Below are 14,918 nucleotides of genomic sequence, written 5' to 3' on the forward strand. Positions count from 1 at the left end.
GCGGCTGCGCCGCCCCAACCCCACAACCTGAACAGAAACATCCGTTCCAAACCCGACATCTCTACTTAGCGGCAACCCCGACATTTGAACTTTGCAGCAACATTTGGTGTAGCGGCTATATCCTAATGTCGGGTTTGGGCTCGTTAGAAATGTCCGGTTTCGCTCCGTGAAGCGCACGCTCAGTGCCAGCGTCTTCAAGGAGTTCCGTCATGAACGGTCTCTAATGAGCCAAACACCCGACATTTGTATCTTGCCGTGACATTTGGCGTAAGTCCCAAGTTCAGCCTGTGTTTTCGCTCGACAAGAAACTACCGCGTAGATTCAGTTAGCGACGCTAACGCATTCAGTCCGACCAAGGTTTCCAGCCAGGTCGTCCTGACGCATTTCCTATAATCAGGCGAGACACGACGGTGTCTTTCACTTTCAAGCCGCGTTCGCCTGCCAAAACATTATTCAAAAATTTTCAATCTTGGTAAGAAAATTTCTCATTTGCGAATCAATGGCCAGACACTGCGCATAATGCCGCTCACCGACGAACCGACGCTTATCCATGATCGAAGACTACGCGCACCTTTATTCGAAGCTCTATGCCGGTGAAGTCGCAGCGTGCTTCCGTTTTCTCGACGAACGCGCCGCGGCCGACGGCGGTACGGCGGATTACTGGCATTGGCGCGCGGTCGCGCATTTGCGCGCCGGAGAGTTTCTGCGCACGGTCGACCTTTGCTGCCAGATCACCCGTCGCTCGAACACGTTCGGATTCCAGATGCATGCGTTGTGTGATGCGTGTGCGCATCTCGGACTGAAAGAAGTCGCGCTCGCCATGATCGAGTACGTCGGTACAAAGCCTGATGTTCACCCGCTCATGCCGTTTCTGTGGCGCGTGTACGGCTGGCATTACCTCGGCGCCGACGAGGATGTTCTGAACCTTAGCCCGGAAGGCGTCGACGAACATTCGGCGTACGTGCTCGGACATCATCAGGGACGCAGTGCGATGCGTCTGAACGGCATCGCGCGCGGCGTCGAATTGTTTCACCGCTACTGGTCTTCGCGGGAAGCGCGTCGCGTGCTGTTTCCCCATGTCGATACCGAACACTACTGGTGCGGAGACCGCGCGCTGCCGGCGCAAATGACGTTGACGTCGATCGCATCGGGGCACGGCGATCAGGTCAACTGGGTGCGTTACGCGGGCGCACTCCAAGCCTTGGGCGTGCATATCGAATACAACGACGGATCGGACCGCACGTATCGCTTCGCGATGCCCGCGGCCGAGCAGGCGCGCGACGCCGAAGCGCTTCGCGCAGCGGGCTTCGTCGTCGCGGCGGATGGCGCGTCGTGGACCGAGCCATTCGCCCTCTTCACCTCTCTCTTCCCCGTGCTCGGCCATGCATCATCGGCACGCTACATCGAACCGATCGAGCCTTCCTCCGTCGATGCGATCGTCGGCGACATACGCCGGCGCGCGGGCGGACGGCGCTGTGTCGGCATCTTCTGGTCGTCGTGCGACTCGGCGAACAATTTCGCCAATCGCAGTCTCACGCTGCCGGATCTGCACCCGCTCTTCGACAGTACACCCGACATCCACTGGGTCATCATGCAGCGCGGCTTCGAGCGCAAGCGCTGGCTCGACGATCCGCGCGCGCACGAATCCGAACGCTTCACCACGCTCCCGCCCGACGTAACGCTCGCTCACAGCGTGAATATCGTCGACGCGCTCGATGCGTTCGTTGGCAACGACGGCGCCCTCTCGCACATCGCGGGCGCGCTCGGCAAGGCGTGCCATCTTTTCCTCAACGAGGTCGCGGAGTGGCGTTATGAGCGCGATCCGCACCGCACGCCGTGGTATCCGTCGATGCGTCTCGTGCGCGCCCGCCGCCTCGGCGACTGGGACGACGTCGTGCGCACGCTGCAGCGCCTGCTCACGAGCGAAGCAACCTGAACGTGGCGCGCCTCGTTACGCAAACCGTGCCGCGAGCGTCTGCGGGATCGGACTGCGCCGCGTGAGCGCGCACGTCGGTAGCTCGGGCTGCGGTCCGCGCACGTACGTTTCAAGCTGATCGATGGCGAACTGCTGTTCCTCGATAAGATGCCGCACCATGTCGCCGATCGAAATCATGCCGACGAGTCTGTCGCCTTCGATCACCGGCAGATGACGGATGCGCTGCTGCGTCATCAGCGTCATGCACTCGTCGGTGTTCGTCATGAGCGTCACGGCCATCACGGGCGCGGTCATGATGTCGCGTACCGCCGTCGAGCGCGAAGCCTTGTCCTGCAGAATCACCTTGCGCGCGTAGTCCCGCTCGGTGACGATCCCGCATACCGCATCGCGCGTCATCACGACGAGCGCCCCGACTTGCGCCCGCGACATCAGCGCGACCGCTTCATACACGCTCGCATTCACATCGATCATATGAACCGTCGTGTCGATCTTCGCCTTCAAGACTTGCTTCACCGTTGCCATTTGCCGTTCTCCATAGCTGTTTCGCATTGAAACCGTATCGCTCGCCCAACTCAAACGCTGAAGCACCCGACGCGCTCAATCGAAGTCGAACAAATCGCCGAGAAACGATTTCTTGCGACGCCCGTGTTCGCGTTTGCCGCGCGAGTCGCCGTATTGATAACCGTCATGCCGATGTGCACGGCGCTCGCGCTCGTGTCCGCGCTCGTGCCGGTCGTCGTGCTCGCCTGCCTGCGCCTCGGCGAGCGATGCCTGCGCCGCGCGACGGATGATCTGATCGAGTTCGCCGCGATCGAGCCACACGCCACGGCACTGCGGGCAATAGTCGATCTCGATGCCTTCGCGTACGGTCATCAGCAGTTCGGTGGCGGGACATACCGGGCATTTCATGTCGATTCCTTTCCGTTTGCTTTCAATGTAAAGCAATCTAGCGGAAGGCGTGAAATCGAAAAATGCGAGATTTTGAGCGCTTTAGTTCGATAAAACCGAACCGAACGATGACGTCGCACCGCACTGGTGCAAGCCGACGAACATCAGCGAGAGAAGCAAAGCCGCATGCCGCTTGCGATCTATCTCAAAACCCCGCAAGCTCTCGCCTTGACGCGGCGCGCGTGAACGCGTGCCGTAACCGAACGAAAAGGCAACATCATGTCCGACAAATCGATGAGCGAACGCAACGGCGCCGATCCGCACGATCTCCTGTATCTACTGCAAGGCGCCGATGACTTCAGCCGCAACGTCTTCCCCGACAGCGAAGCCCTCTTCCAGAGCCTCGCGCGTCAGCAGGCGCCCCACACCCTTTTCATCACCTGCGCGGATTCGCGCGTGTCGCCGGAGATGATTACGCAAACGCGTCCGGGCGAGCTTTTCGTGTGCCGCAACATCGGCAATATCGTGCCGGCGTATGGCGAGATGCTGGGCGGCGTGTCGGCGGTGGTCGAATTCGCGGTGCTCGCGCTCAACGTGCGGCAGATCGTGATCTGCGGCCATTCGGATTGCGGCGCGATGAAAGGTCTCTCGTCCGGCGCAGCCATCGCGGATGAAATGCCGACGGTTCACGCATGGCTGCGCAACGCCGAAGCCGCGCGCAGCGTCGTCATGGCGAGAAAGCTTGAAGAAGAGCGCATCGTGCAGGCGATGGTCGAAGAGAACATCCGCCTGCAACTGACGCACCTGCGCACGCACCCGGCGGTCGCGGGACGGCTCGCGCTCGGCAAGTTGCAAGTGCAGGGCTGGGTGTACGACATCGGGCGCGGCAAGGTCTCGATCTACGACGAAGCCGACAGCAAGTTCGAGTCGCTCGAAGAAGCGCGCCTGCGCATGTTGCGCAAGGACGCGCGCTAGACGCCGCGCTCCACGCGACGCCGCGCGCCCGAAACGCCCATCAAAACGCGCATGAACGCGCGGCTGCATCGCGTTATTGCACGCCCTTCTTCGCGGCGAGATCCTGCGCCATCTTCAAGTGCTCCTGGATGGTCGGCAGCGCCTTCTGCGCGGCCTGCTTGAGCTTCGCGTTCTGTCCTTCCTGCGCTTCCTTCTGGAACGCCTGAACGGCCTCCTGGTGTCCCTGCACGCCGACCTTCTGGATATACGCGGTATCGAAGTCCTTGCCGTGCAGCGGCTTGAGCGAATCGAGCACCGACGTGTCCGAGTTGTCCTTCGGCACGGTGACGCCGTGCGGCGCGGCCATCTTAAGCTGCATCGTGAGCTTGGTGTGATCGACCATCATGTGGTGCGCGAAGGACTTCACGTCCTTGTCCTGCGATTGCTTCGTGGCGAGCTTGGCGGCATCGATTTCCGTCGATCCCGACGACGACGCGGCCTGTACGAAAGCCTTGTCGACGGGGGCGAGATCGTTCGCCATCGTCGTGCTGGCGGCTTCGGTCTGGGCGAGCGCGCCGAGCGGCAGCGTGGCGATGAGTGCGGCGGCGAGCGTAGTGCGTAGCGTTGCTTTGCGGTTCATGAATGTGGCCTCCTGAGTAAGTGGTCAGGTTCGTTTCAGCAATGGTGGTGCCACCACGCATCGATGCATCGCTTGTTACACTGGCCCAACCACCCCGAACTCTTCCGAACGGAAATCTCATGCCTGTCTACGATTACGCGTGCGCAGACTGCGGCGCATTCGAAGCCGTCCGCCGCATCGCCGAGCGCGACGATCCCGCACCCTGTCCGCAGTGCGGCGCGACGGCCGCGCGTGTGACGATCGGCGCGCCGAGCGTCGGCGGCGCACGTGCGTCCGGCGACAGCGGCGAAGATGCCGGAAGCTATGGCATGACGCATCGCGGCGGCTGTCTCTGCTGCCGCTAGTGCGGGCACGGCCATTGCAAACTCAGCGCCGTGGCATCCCGCGCCCGGCTCCGGCGAGCCGGGCGTATCATGCAATACGACAGTACGCGGCGCGCAAGGCTGCGTGCGGTCGGAAGGCATCGCCATCGCGGGCCGGCGTTTCGCTTCCCGCGATGATCCCGCTTAACGTGTTCCGAACAACAGGAGGTGATAAGGATGACGATAGAGTTCAGCGGGCGGCGTCACGTGGTGGCGGCAGCGCGTGTCGCGTTCGAGGCCAAGGTGGACGGCCGCGAGGTGTGGTGCAGCATTTCCCTCGATGCGCTCAACGATCACTTCGGCAATAGCGGGACGTCGTCGCACGATCTCCTCTCCGCGTTCGAAGGCGGACGCTTGCAAATCGAAGACGCGGCCCGGCGCGCCTTGGAGCGCAACGGCGGCCAGTCGGTCGAACTGGAAACCAACGATTTCAAGGCATCCAAGGCGGTCTGAGCCTCGGTTCCATGCCTTTCCGGGTACGGGCGGCGGCATGATGCGCCGCCCGGTCAATGCGCGTAGAAGCACTTCAGCACGTCGAACATCCACCAGACCGGGCAAGGCGTTCTGCAGAAGCCATCGTAGCCGGCGGCATGCAGCGCGTCGCGCGGATCGCGGTCCGCATCGGCGGCGAGCGCGATCAGCAACTCCACGTCCCCTTCGGCTTTGTCGGCCATCAGCACTTCGCGCAGCATGCGCGCGAGCGCGTGATCGTGCGGCTCGCCGATGAGCGTATCGACGAACAGCACCTGCGGACGCCACCGGCGCGTGAGCTGCGCGGCGCTCGGCGCATCGCCGATCTGCACGGCTTCGAAACCGCGCATCGCCAGCAGGAGCGCGAAAGAATCGCCGACATTGGACTCCGAATGCACGATCAGCACGCGCCGCGGACCGGCGAGCGCCATCGTCAGCGGGTTCCAGATTTCGCACCGGTCGGTGCAGATGTCGTACGAGCGATCTTCCATATCGGCCCGGCATGGCGACGAGCGCATGCCGATAAATCCGCTTCAGCAAGGTTGAGGCCCGCTCATCGCGGGCCGCGGCGTTTTCAGCGGGCAGCGAGCAGGCCGACGATCAGCCCGCCGACGGCCGCCAATCCAATCGACTTCCACGGATTCGCGTGCACGTAGTCGTCGGTGCCCTCCTTCGCCTGCCGGTACTGCTTCGCGATGACGTCCTGCGCGCCCGCCAGCGCCTCGCGCGCGCGGCGAGGCATCGGCCGCGACGGATGGTATCGGCTGCCCTGCCCCTGCGCGTGCGTCGCGGCGGGCTGCGCGAGCACCGTCGGACTATCGCCGCCTTCGAGCACGGAACCGTGCACGTGATACGGCGCGTGCTTCGCGGGCTTGTGCGCCTCGCCCGGCGCGAGCGGCGTCACGCTTGCGGCTTGCGCCTGCGCCATGCCGGGCGCGAGCGCGGCCTCCATCGCGCTCGCCACCGTGCGGCGCGCGAGCGGCGGATTGTCCCGAGCACCGTCCGGCATCGACTGAACCGTCGACGTGCTGCCGTTTGCATTGTCCATGGCTGTTCTCCGGTTGACTGCGTCCATCGCGCTGCAAAGCCTTCGTCCGACTCCCCCTGACCATGACGCAAGAGTCGCACCGAATCCGCGCGCCGGCAACCAGGGCATCGGCCGCGGAAAAGGCGGCATCGTACTTGTCAATTTTTCTCACAAGACGGTGAGAATTGCTCGTTTGCCGATGCACGGGCGCGCGCCGTACGATGCCTGACACAGAGCGAAGCCGGGCGAGCGTCCCGAAAGAAGCGGCGATGCACGAGCCGCGCCGACAACGCCGCATCTTTCGTTTCACGCCGCGCCGAAACATTGGCATGGCACACGCCGATACGATGGCTTCGCCTCTTCACTCCTATCGCGAAGCCCGCCATGAAGCCCGTCAATCTCGCTCAACTGTTCGTCCTCGCCGCGCTATGGGGCGGCTCGTTCCTGTTCATCCGCGTCGGCGTGACCGATCTCGGCGTCGCGCCGCTGATGGCGTTGCGCGTGGGTATCGGCGCGCTTTTTCTACTCTTGATGCTCGCGCTGCGCGGCCGGGCGAAGCAGGCTTTCTCGACGATGCGCGAGCGCGCCTGGCCATTGCTCGTCGTCGGCGTGCTCAATTCGGCGGCGCCGTTCTGCCTGTTCGCGTATGCGGAATTGACGCTGTCGGCGGGTGTCACGTCCGTCATCAACGCGACGACGCCGCTCTTCGGCGCGATCGTCGCCTACGCCTGGCTCGGCGACCGCCTCACGCGCATGCGCGTCGCGGGACTCGCGATCGGCTTCGCGGGCGTGCTCGCGCTGGTCTGGGATCAGATGTTCGTGCACGACGCGAGCATCGCGCCGATCTCGCCGATGTCGACCACGCTCGCCGCATTGGCCGCGCTCGCGGCATCGGCGAGCTATGGCGTCGCTGCAAGCTACACGAAGAAGCATCTGATGGGCGTCGATTCGCTGACGGTCGCCGCCGGCACGATGAGCGCCGCGACGCTCGTGCTGCTGCCCTTCGCGCTCGCTTTCTGGCCGGCGGGCGCGGTTTCGCTGCACGCGTGGAGCGCGGTGCTCGGCCTGGGCGTCGCGTGCACGGGCATCGCCTACATGATGTTCTTCCATCTGATCTCGGTAGCCGGACCGGCGCGCGCCATCACCGTCACGTTTCTTATTCCGATCTTCGGGATTCTCTGGGGCGCGCTGTTTCTCGCCGAACGGGTATCGGCGGGGATGGCGGCGGCCTGCGCGATCGTGCTCGTCGGCACGGCACTGGCGACGGGCGTCGTCAAGCGCGTGCCGTTGATCGGCGCACGCCGGACGCAATGCGCCAAGGAAAGTAAGGCGTAAGCCGGCTAGTGCCAGTGAAGCGTAAGCGGCCCGTCCTCACCGGCGACGGGATCGCTTCGCGGAAACGGCAGCGCTTCCATCGCGACACGTTCCGCTTCGCTGATGGCCTCGCGGCGGATGTCCCATTGCTGTCCGGGCGGATATGCGCCGACGACCTGAAAGCGCCGTCCCGCCGTCAGCCGGCAGTGACCGGTGCCGGCGGGCAGGACGAGCGCATCGCCGGCGCTGATTGAAATCACGCGGCCGTGCGGACCGCCCAGGATGAGCTCCGCATCGCCCGAGGCGACGCCGAGCACCTCGTGCGCGGTCGAATGAAAGTGGTGATAGTCGAAGACGCCGTCGCGCCATTGCGGCGGCCAGCCGTTCTGAGCGAACAGGGCTTCGAAGCGCGCGGCGCAGTCGGCGGATTTGGGATCGATCGCGCCGCGCCACACGAGCACCGGCAGACGCGTGTTGTTCGGCACCCAGCCATTGGGCGGCAGCATGAAATGCTCGCAGCGGGCGTGCTGCGACTGAAGGCTTACGATTTGCTCAGCCATCTTGCGCTTCTCCGAAAGAGTCGGAGAAAGCACAGCAACGCACATTCCCGTCCGACGATATGCGCCACGCGAATTCGCGCACGCGTTAGCGTCAGCGTCCGTGCCAATGCCCTCCGCCGCCGCCCGAAAAGCCGATACCGAGCGACACCGACGGCGCCGGGTAATATCCCGGCCCATAGGCATAGCCATACGCCGGCGCGTATCCGTAGACAGGCGCGGGTGCGGGCGCGTAGCCATAAGGCGGTGCGTAGACGCATCCGCCGAGACCGGCGGCGAGCGCCAGCGCAACCGGCACGATGAGCGAGCGCGCCGCGCGCGCCCGGGTTCGAGTTCGAGATTGATCGTTCATGATATTGCCCCGTTCCCTCTTGCGCCCGGCTTACCAGTGGCGATAGCCGTAGTAGCCGCCGTGACGCGCGTACCAGTCGCGGCGTCCCCAATAGCGATACCCATCCCAGTAGCGGTCGCCGTGCCATCCGACGACGATGGCGGGCGCCGGCGCCACCATGACCGGGGCAGGCTGATACGTCTGATACGGCTGATAGACGACCGGCGGCGGAGGCGGCGGCGCCATATAGACCGGCGCGGGCTGGACATACACCGGCGCGGCATACACGGGCGCCACCGGAACGCCGAGATTGATGCCGACGCTCACGCGCGCCATCGCGGCTTCGCAAACGAGTGCCGCCGACAGCGCGATTCCAATCCCGACCAAGCCTTTGACGTTCATTTCTTCCTCTGCTGAGAAGACCCACCCGAAGACCGCGACGGACCGCGATGCGTTCCTGAACTCACATGCAGTCATGAATCCATGTTAGCCGGGGCGCCGGAGCACTGAGTTACAAGCCCTGTAACAGATGTGAATCCTGAAACGAATGTGCGTAAACGACGGCCGATGCCGGGTGCGGCGTCGTCAAGCGGCATCGCGCGGGCAGGTTGCGCGCCGTCGCGCGCCCGTGGGATAGTTCCGGCTTCGTCAAACGAATGGCGGGACGATGGACCTGTTGCGAAGCATGAGAATCTTTGCGCGCGTGGCGGAAGCGGCGAGCTTTACCGTCGCGGCGCAGCAAATGGACATCACCACGGCGCAGGCGTCGCGCGCCGTCACCGAGCTGGAAACGCATCTGCGCACGCGTTTGCTGAACCGGACGACGCGCCGCGTCGCGCTCACCGACGCCGGCAACCGCTATCTCACGCGCTGCAAGGAAGTGCTCGAACTCGTCGATCTCTCCGAGGCCGAAGCGAGCAACGCGCAGGTGTCGCCGGCGGGCGTGCTGCGCATGCACGCGCCGATCACCTTCGGTCAGCACTATGTCGTGCCCGCGCTCACGCGTTATCTGGAAGAGCATCCGCAGGTCCGCGTCGAACTGACGCTTTCGCAGCATGTCCCCGACATGCTCGACGAAGGCTTCGACGTCTTCCTGCAAGTCGCGACATCCGCCCTGCCCGACTCCGCGCTCGTCTCCACGAAAATCTGCTCGATGCCGAGCGTGCTGTGCGCATCGCCGGATTATCTGAAGCGCGCGGGCGTGCCGCGGCGCATCGATGACCTGTCGGATCATGCGTGCCTGCAACTCGTGACGACCTTCTTTCCCGTCGACCGATGGATTTTCGAGGGCCCGCGTGGACAGGTCGAAGTGGAACTGAAGCCGGGCCGCCTGCGCGTGAATTCCGCCGACGCGCTCGCCGTCGCGCTGTCGAACGGGCTCGGCATCGCGCCCTTGCCGATGCTCGCCGCGCTGCCGTGGCTGCAAAGCGGCGCGCTCGTGCGCGTGCTGCCGGACTGTGAACTCCAGACCATGACCATCTACGCGATGTACGCGTCCCGCCAGTACCTCGACGCAAAAATTCGCACGTGGGTCGCGTTCCTGCGCGAATTCGTCGAAGGTACGCTCGCGAGCGAGCCCGCCTGTTCATCGGATAAAACATCGCATCCCTAAGACAAATAGACGCCGCGCACGTTCTCTAAACGCGTAGTTGCAAGCATGGTTCGGAACACTAAACTGCTTGATGGTGCGCCTGCATCGCGATGCGTCGATGCACCGCAACAGAGAGGAGCCGGCCGACATGAACGAGTCCCTGCGCGCACGCAGCGCATTCTCCGCGCTGCGCTTGTGTGCCGCCATGCTTTGCGCTACGGCGTACGTGTGCCCGCACGCGGAGCCGAGCGGCGCGCGCGTCGTCGGCGGTTCCGGCACGGTGACGAGCACGGGCGCGAACACGACCATTCAGCAGACGAGCAGCCGCCTCGCCATCGACTGGCGTTCGTTCAGCACGCGCCCCGGCGAATCCGTCACGTTCAATCAGCCGGGCGCCAACGCGATCGCGCTCAACCGCGTCGTCGGGCCGCGTCCGACAGCGTTCTTCGGCAAGCTCGACGCGAATGGCCAAGTGTTCATCGTCAATCCGAACGGCGTGATTTTCGGGCCGGGCGCGCAGGTGAACGTCGGCGGATTGCTCGCGTCGACGCTCAATCTGTCGACGAGCGATTTCATGAGCGGCCACTACACCTTCGCCGGCGACGGGCGCTGGCATCGCCATCATCATCACGATGAAGGCGCGGCCGTCGTCAATCTCGGCACGATCACGAGCGCGCCCGGCGGCTATGTCGCGCTGATCGGCGCGCGCGCGATCAACGCCGGCACCATCGATTCGCCCGGCGGATTCGCCGCGCTCGCGGCGGGCGAACGCGTCGCGGTGACGCTCGGCGACCACAGCATGATCGGCCTGTCGGTGGAACGCGGCGCGCTCGACGCGCTGGCCGCCAATCACGGACTTATTCAGGCCGACGGCGGGCAGGCCTGGCTCGCCGCGAGCGCCGAGGACGCGCTCTTCGCCAACGTCGTGAACAACACCGGCATCATCCGCGCGCGCAGCGCCGTGAACCAGAACGGCGTGATCCGGCTCGTCGCGGAAACGGGCGTCGTGCAGGTCGGCGGCACGCTCGACGCGTCCGCGCCCAACGGCGGCCATGGCGGCGCGATCGAGACGGCGGGCACGCAGGTCCGCGTCGCGCCCGATGCGCAGGTCACGACGGCGGCGGCACCGGGGCAAACCGAGACGTGGCGCATCGCGAGCGATTTCGCGGCGCTCGTCGGCAGCGGCGACGCCATCGGGCAGCGCTTCGGCACGATCGGCAGCGCGACGCTTTCACGCGTGCTCGAATCGACCAATGTGTCGATCGACGCCGCGTCGCCGCCAGGCTTCGCGCCGTCCGGCTTCGTGCTGATCGACGGCCCGGTCGCGTGGAACGGCGTCAACACGCTTTCGCTCGCCGCGCAAAGCGGCATCCGGCTCGATGCGCCGATCCGCGCGCCGCACGGCACGCTGGCGATGACGACCGCCGGCACCGCCACGCAAAAGGCGCCGATCGAAGCGGCCAATCTTGCGCTGCAAGGCGGCGCGGGCGTCTACACGCTGATGAACGCGGGCAATCGCATCGGCACGCTCGCGGCGAACGCCGGCTCGATCGCGCTCGACGATGGCGCGCCGCTCGTCATCGGCAATGTTGCGGGATTGTCGGGTGTATCGGCGAGCGGCGCCGTCACGCTGACCGCCCCTTCGCTCACGCTCGCCGCGCCGGTTAAAAGCCGCGCGAACGGCACGGCGATCACGCTCGCCGCCGCGAGCTTCGTCAATCGCGCGGGCGCGCAGGCGCTCGCCACGCCAAACGGGCGCTGGCTCGTCTATTCCGACGCACCCGAATCCGATGCTTTCGGCGGCCTGCAAAGCGGCAACCTCGCGCTGTGGGGCGATGCCTTCACCGGCGGCGCCGACGCGCGCGCGGCATCCGCGACGGGCAACCGGTTCGCGTTCAACGCGCTCCAGCAGGTCACGCTGACGGCGGTCAACATCGACGTGCCGTTCAACACGCCGCACGTGCTCGGCCCGAACGACGTATCCATCGCGCTGCGCTACGACGGCGCGCACTACGGCAACGCGTTCGCCGACAGCCCCACGACGCACGAGCCGTTCATCTTCACGGTGACGAGCACGGGCGCGACCCCGGGCGCGGCGATCGGCACCTACGCGATCACGATCACGGCGGCGGGCGGCCCCACGGGTTACAGGATCACGACGCAGGGCGGCACGCTGCGCATTGCGGGCACGCCCGCACCGCCGCCGCCGCCCGTTGAACCGATACTGCCCGACGCGCCGCAGACCGTCGTCACGACGGCGGCGACGGTTCCCGGCATTCTCGATTCCGTGCGCACCGACGCCGCCAACCCCGCGCCGCTCGGCAACGCGACGCCCGGATTGCAGCCGGAGTCCGCGCCGCTCGTGCAGCAGCGCACCGATTCGTCGAGCGACGGCAGCCGTCTGCCGGACGACGCATGGCCCGGTCACGTATGCCGCATGTGAGGCCCCGGCGCGTGCGACGCTTCGGGCCCCGCGAACGATACCGCGCCGCGGCTTCGCGCCGGCTCGCCGTCCTGTTCGCGACGCTCGTCGCCGCGACCGCGCGCGATATGCGCGACGCGCACGCGCAGACGCTGCCGAACGCGGGCAGCACGCTGCGCGAACAGCAGCAGCAAGCGCCTGCGCCGGTGCCGCCGTCCGATCTGCGCCTGAACGTGACGCCCGCGCCCGCAGCGTCGCCGGTTCCGGGCGCGACGGGCGGCATCCGCTTCGAGGTGAAGGGCTTCGCGTTCAGCGGCAACACGTTGTTTTCCACGGCGGAACTGCTCGATATCGTGCGGCCGCTGATCGGTCCGGCGCGTTCGCTCGACGATCTCGAAGGCGCCGCCGATCGCGTGAGCGCGTTTTATCGCCGGCACGGCTATCTCGTCGCGCGCGCTTACGTGCCGCCGCAGCAGATCGACGGCGGCATCGTGCGGATCGCGGTGAGCGAGGGGCGCTACGGGCGCATCGGCATCGACAACCAGTCGCGCACGCGCGATGCCGTCATCGCACGATTCTTCGGCGCGCTCAAGACCGGCGACGTGATCGACGAGCGCGCCCTCACCCGCGCGACGCTGCTCGCGCAGGACGCGGCCGGCACGACGGGCGCAAACGCGACCATCTCGCCGGGCCGCTTTCCCGGCACCTCCGACATGACGCTCGCGGTGCCGAAGGCGCGGCCCGTGTCCGGCAGCGTGCAGGCCGACAACTACGGCCAGACGACGACCGGCACCGCGCGTCTCATCGGCGCGCTGCAATGGAACAATCCGCTCGGCATCGGCGATCAGTTGGGCGCGCGGCTTCTCGGCTCGGTCACCGGGCAGTTTTACGGCAACATCGGCTATACGGTGCCGCTCGGCGGCAGCGGACTCGCGTGGGGCGCCGGCTACACGCGCTCGACGTATTCGGTCGGCGGCCAGTTCGACGAACTCGATGCCTACGGCAGCGCCAACGTCGTCTCGACGTTCATCAGCTACCCGATCCTGCGCTCGCCCGCCGCGAATGTGTACACGACGCTCGGCTACGACCACAAGCTGCTGTCGGATCATCTCGGCGCGTTCGATTCCGTGAGCGACAAGACGAGCGACGTCGGCCGTCTCGGGCTGTCGGGCAATCTCACGCTCGAAAAAAGCATCACGACCTTCGACACGAGCGTCCAGCAAGGCAACCTGCGCTACAAGTCGCCGCTGCCGGAACAGGTCGCATCGCACATCGCGGGTTCGTTCACGAAGCTCGTGTTCGCCGCGACGCACACGCAGGTGATCGGCGCACAGTCCAGCGGCACGCAGCTCTACTTCGCGATCAACGGCCAGGCGAGTTCGCGCAATCTCGACTCGTCCGAGCAGATTTCGCTCGGCGGCCCGTACGCGGTGCGCGCCTACGCGACCGGCGACGCGCCCGTCGACGAAGCGTATATCGCGACCTTCGAAGTGCGGCAGGCGATCAGACAATCGCTCGTGCCGGTGCTCGTCACGCTGGCCGCTTTCGTCGATACCGCCGACGGCAAGATCGCCGCGCATCCGGTCGCCGGCGGCAGCGATCACGTGCGGCTCTCGGGACTCGGCGCGGGCGCGACCTTCGCCGCGCCGCACGACTTTCTGCTGTCGATGTCGTACGCGCACACCGTGGGTTACGTGCCGTCGACGCTCGGCACCGGCCACGCGAACCGCTTCTGGGTCGCGCTCACGAAGTCTTTCTGAGGCCGATCACGATGCGCGCCCATTCACGTTTGCTCCTGCTTCTTCCCGCGCTGATCGTGCTGATCGCGCGCGCGGCGTGCGCCGAACCCGTCGCGACCATCACGGCGCTCGTCGGCAACGTGGCGATCCAGTCGGCGGGCGGCGCGCAGCGCGTGGCGGCGATCGGTGGCGGCATCGACAACGGCGACACGGTGCAGACCGGCGTCGGCTCCGAGATCGTGATGATCTTCACCGACAGGCAGCGCGTGTATCTGAAGCCCGGCTCGGTGTTTCGCGTCGACGATTTCCATTACGCCGCGAATGCGCCGCAGGACGACCGCAGTTTCCTGTCGCTCGTCAAAGGCGGATTGCGCGCGCTCGACGGGCTCGTCGCGAAGGAAGGCAAGCCGGAGAACTATCGCGTGAAAACGCCGACATCGACCATCGGCATACGCGGCACCGAGTACTCCGTCACCGATTGCGCCAATCTCGAACCGGGCGCGAACGCCGATTGCAAGGGCGATCAGATCGTCGTCTACGACGGCCAGATCGTCGTCGTCAACGAAGTCGACCGGCAGATCGTGCGCGCGGGCGAAGGCGCGATCGTCGTGAGTGCGCGCCTGCCGTTCGGCGTGCTGCCGGCATCGCGCGTGAGCCCGGTCGTGCCGTCGGCGGCGTGCCGCTAG

At 65.8% G+C, this 14,918-nt stretch carries 17 protein-coding genes; 9 read left to right on the top strand and 8 right to left on the bottom strand.

Going from position 1 to position 14,918, the window contains the following annotated elements; translation table 11 throughout:
• The first annotated feature begins 550 nt into the window (after window positions 1-550).
• Complete coding sequence (locus AWB77_RS32795; protein WP_061138614.1) at window positions 551-1,936, top strand: glycosyltransferase family protein; 1,386 nt, start codon at window positions 551-553, stop codon at window positions 1,934-1,936.
• Between the two features lie 15 nt (window positions 1,937-1,951).
• Here the strand turns inward: AWB77_RS32795 and AWB77_RS32800 are convergent, their stop codons facing one another.
• Window positions 1,952-2,458, bottom strand: coding sequence for a CBS domain-containing protein (locus tag AWB77_RS32800; RefSeq protein WP_061138615.1), 507 nt, complete (start codon window positions 2,456-2,458; stop codon window positions 1,952-1,954).
• Window positions 2,459-2,533: 75 nt separating this feature from the next.
• Window positions 2,534-2,845: a TFIIB-type zinc ribbon-containing protein gene (locus AWB77_RS32805; protein ID WP_061138646.1), complete on the bottom strand. Its 312-nt coding sequence runs from the start codon at window positions 2,843-2,845 to the stop codon at window positions 2,534-2,536.
• Between the two features lie 258 nt (window positions 2,846-3,103).
• Between AWB77_RS32805 and AWB77_RS32810 the strand changes: the two genes are divergently transcribed.
• Window positions 3,104-3,799 (top strand): carbonic anhydrase, encoded by a 696-nt coding sequence (locus tag AWB77_RS32810; protein ID WP_082852802.1) that lies wholly within the window; start codon window positions 3,104-3,106, stop codon window positions 3,797-3,799.
• Between the two features lie 73 nt (window positions 3,800-3,872).
• Here AWB77_RS32810 and AWB77_RS32815 read toward each other — a convergent pair whose 3' ends face one another.
• Window positions 3,873-4,418 (bottom strand): DUF4142 domain-containing protein, encoded by a 546-nt coding sequence (locus AWB77_RS32815; protein WP_061138616.1) that lies wholly within the window; start codon window positions 4,416-4,418, stop codon window positions 3,873-3,875.
• Between the two features lie 119 nt (window positions 4,419-4,537).
• On the opposite strand from AWB77_RS32815, the gene AWB77_RS32820 reads away from it, so the two are divergent.
• Both AWB77_RS32820 and AWB77_RS32825 read left to right on the top strand, forming a co-directional pair.
• The gene (locus AWB77_RS32820; RefSeq protein ID WP_061138617.1) at window positions 4,538-4,762 is read left to right on the top strand and encodes an FmdB family zinc ribbon protein; all 225 of its coding nucleotides are present in this window, start codon (window positions 4,538-4,540) and stop codon (window positions 4,760-4,762) included.
• A gap of 195 nt (window positions 4,763-4,957) precedes the next feature.
• Window positions 4,958-5,233 (top strand): DUF1488 family protein, encoded by a 276-nt coding sequence (locus AWB77_RS32825; RefSeq protein WP_061138618.1) that lies wholly within the window; start codon window positions 4,958-4,960, stop codon window positions 5,231-5,233.
• Window positions 5,234-5,286: 53 nt separating this feature from the next.
• Here AWB77_RS32825 and AWB77_RS32830 read toward each other — a convergent pair whose 3' ends face one another.
• Window positions 5,287-5,742, bottom strand: a complete 456-nt coding sequence (locus AWB77_RS32830) for a response regulator (RefSeq protein WP_061138619.1) — start codon at window positions 5,740-5,742, stop codon at window positions 5,287-5,289.
• A gap of 83 nt (window positions 5,743-5,825) precedes the next feature.
• Window positions 5,826-6,299, bottom strand: a complete 474-nt coding sequence (locus AWB77_RS32835) for an ElaB/YgaM/YqjD family protein (protein ID WP_061138620.1) — start codon at window positions 6,297-6,299, stop codon at window positions 5,826-5,828.
• 363 nt (window positions 6,300-6,662) lie between these two features.
• Here AWB77_RS32835 and AWB77_RS32840 point away from each other — a divergent pair, with 363 nt between their 5' ends.
• Window positions 6,663-7,613, top strand: a complete 951-nt coding sequence (locus tag AWB77_RS32840; protein WP_061138621.1) for a DMT family transporter — start codon at window positions 6,663-6,665, stop codon at window positions 7,611-7,613.
• 5 nt (window positions 7,614-7,618) lie between these two features.
• Here the strand turns inward: AWB77_RS32840 and AWB77_RS32845 are convergent, their stop codons facing one another.
• The 3 genes from AWB77_RS32845 to AWB77_RS32855 all read right to left on the bottom strand — a co-directional run bounded on the left by AWB77_RS32845 (window position 7,619) and on the right by AWB77_RS32855 (window position 8,882).
• Window positions 7,619-8,152 (bottom strand): cupin, encoded by a 534-nt coding sequence (locus AWB77_RS32845; protein ID WP_061138622.1) that lies wholly within the window; start codon window positions 8,150-8,152, stop codon window positions 7,619-7,621.
• 91 nt (window positions 8,153-8,243) lie between these two features.
• Complete coding sequence (locus AWB77_RS32850) at window positions 8,244-8,501, bottom strand: hypothetical protein (RefSeq protein ID WP_061138623.1); 258 nt, start codon at window positions 8,499-8,501, stop codon at window positions 8,244-8,246.
• Window positions 8,502-8,531: 30 nt separating this feature from the next.
• Complete coding sequence (locus tag AWB77_RS32855; RefSeq protein ID WP_061138624.1) at window positions 8,532-8,882, bottom strand: hypothetical protein; 351 nt, start codon at window positions 8,880-8,882, stop codon at window positions 8,532-8,534.
• Between the two features lie 265 nt (window positions 8,883-9,147).
• On the opposite strand from AWB77_RS32855, the gene AWB77_RS32860 reads away from it, so the two are divergent.
• The 4 genes from AWB77_RS32860 (at window position 9,148) to AWB77_RS32875 (ending at window position 14,918) form a co-directional block, all read left to right on the top strand.
• The gene (locus tag AWB77_RS32860) at window positions 9,148-10,092 is read left to right on the top strand and encodes a LysR family transcriptional regulator (RefSeq protein WP_061138625.1); all 945 of its coding nucleotides are present in this window, start codon (window positions 9,148-9,150) and stop codon (window positions 10,090-10,092) included.
• Window positions 10,093-10,219: 127 nt separating this feature from the next.
• A complete protein-coding gene (locus tag AWB77_RS32865; RefSeq protein WP_244158731.1) occupies window positions 10,220-12,514 on the top strand; it encodes a two-partner secretion domain-containing protein in 2,295 nt (764 codons plus the stop codon).
• Complete coding sequence (locus AWB77_RS32870) at window positions 12,487-14,253, top strand: ShlB/FhaC/HecB family hemolysin secretion/activation protein (protein ID WP_244158732.1); 1,767 nt, start codon at window positions 12,487-12,489, stop codon at window positions 14,251-14,253. Before AWB77_RS32865 ends, AWB77_RS32870 begins: the two co-directional genes overlap by 28 nt.
• A gap of 11 nt (window positions 14,254-14,264) precedes the next feature.
• Complete coding sequence (locus AWB77_RS32875; protein ID WP_061138627.1) at window positions 14,265-14,918, top strand: FecR family protein; 654 nt, start codon at window positions 14,265-14,267, stop codon at window positions 14,916-14,918.

The sequence above is a fragment of the Caballeronia fortuita genome, from assembly GCF_001544835.2.
GTDB lineage: Bacteria > Pseudomonadota > Gammaproteobacteria > Burkholderiales > Burkholderiaceae > Caballeronia > Caballeronia fortuita.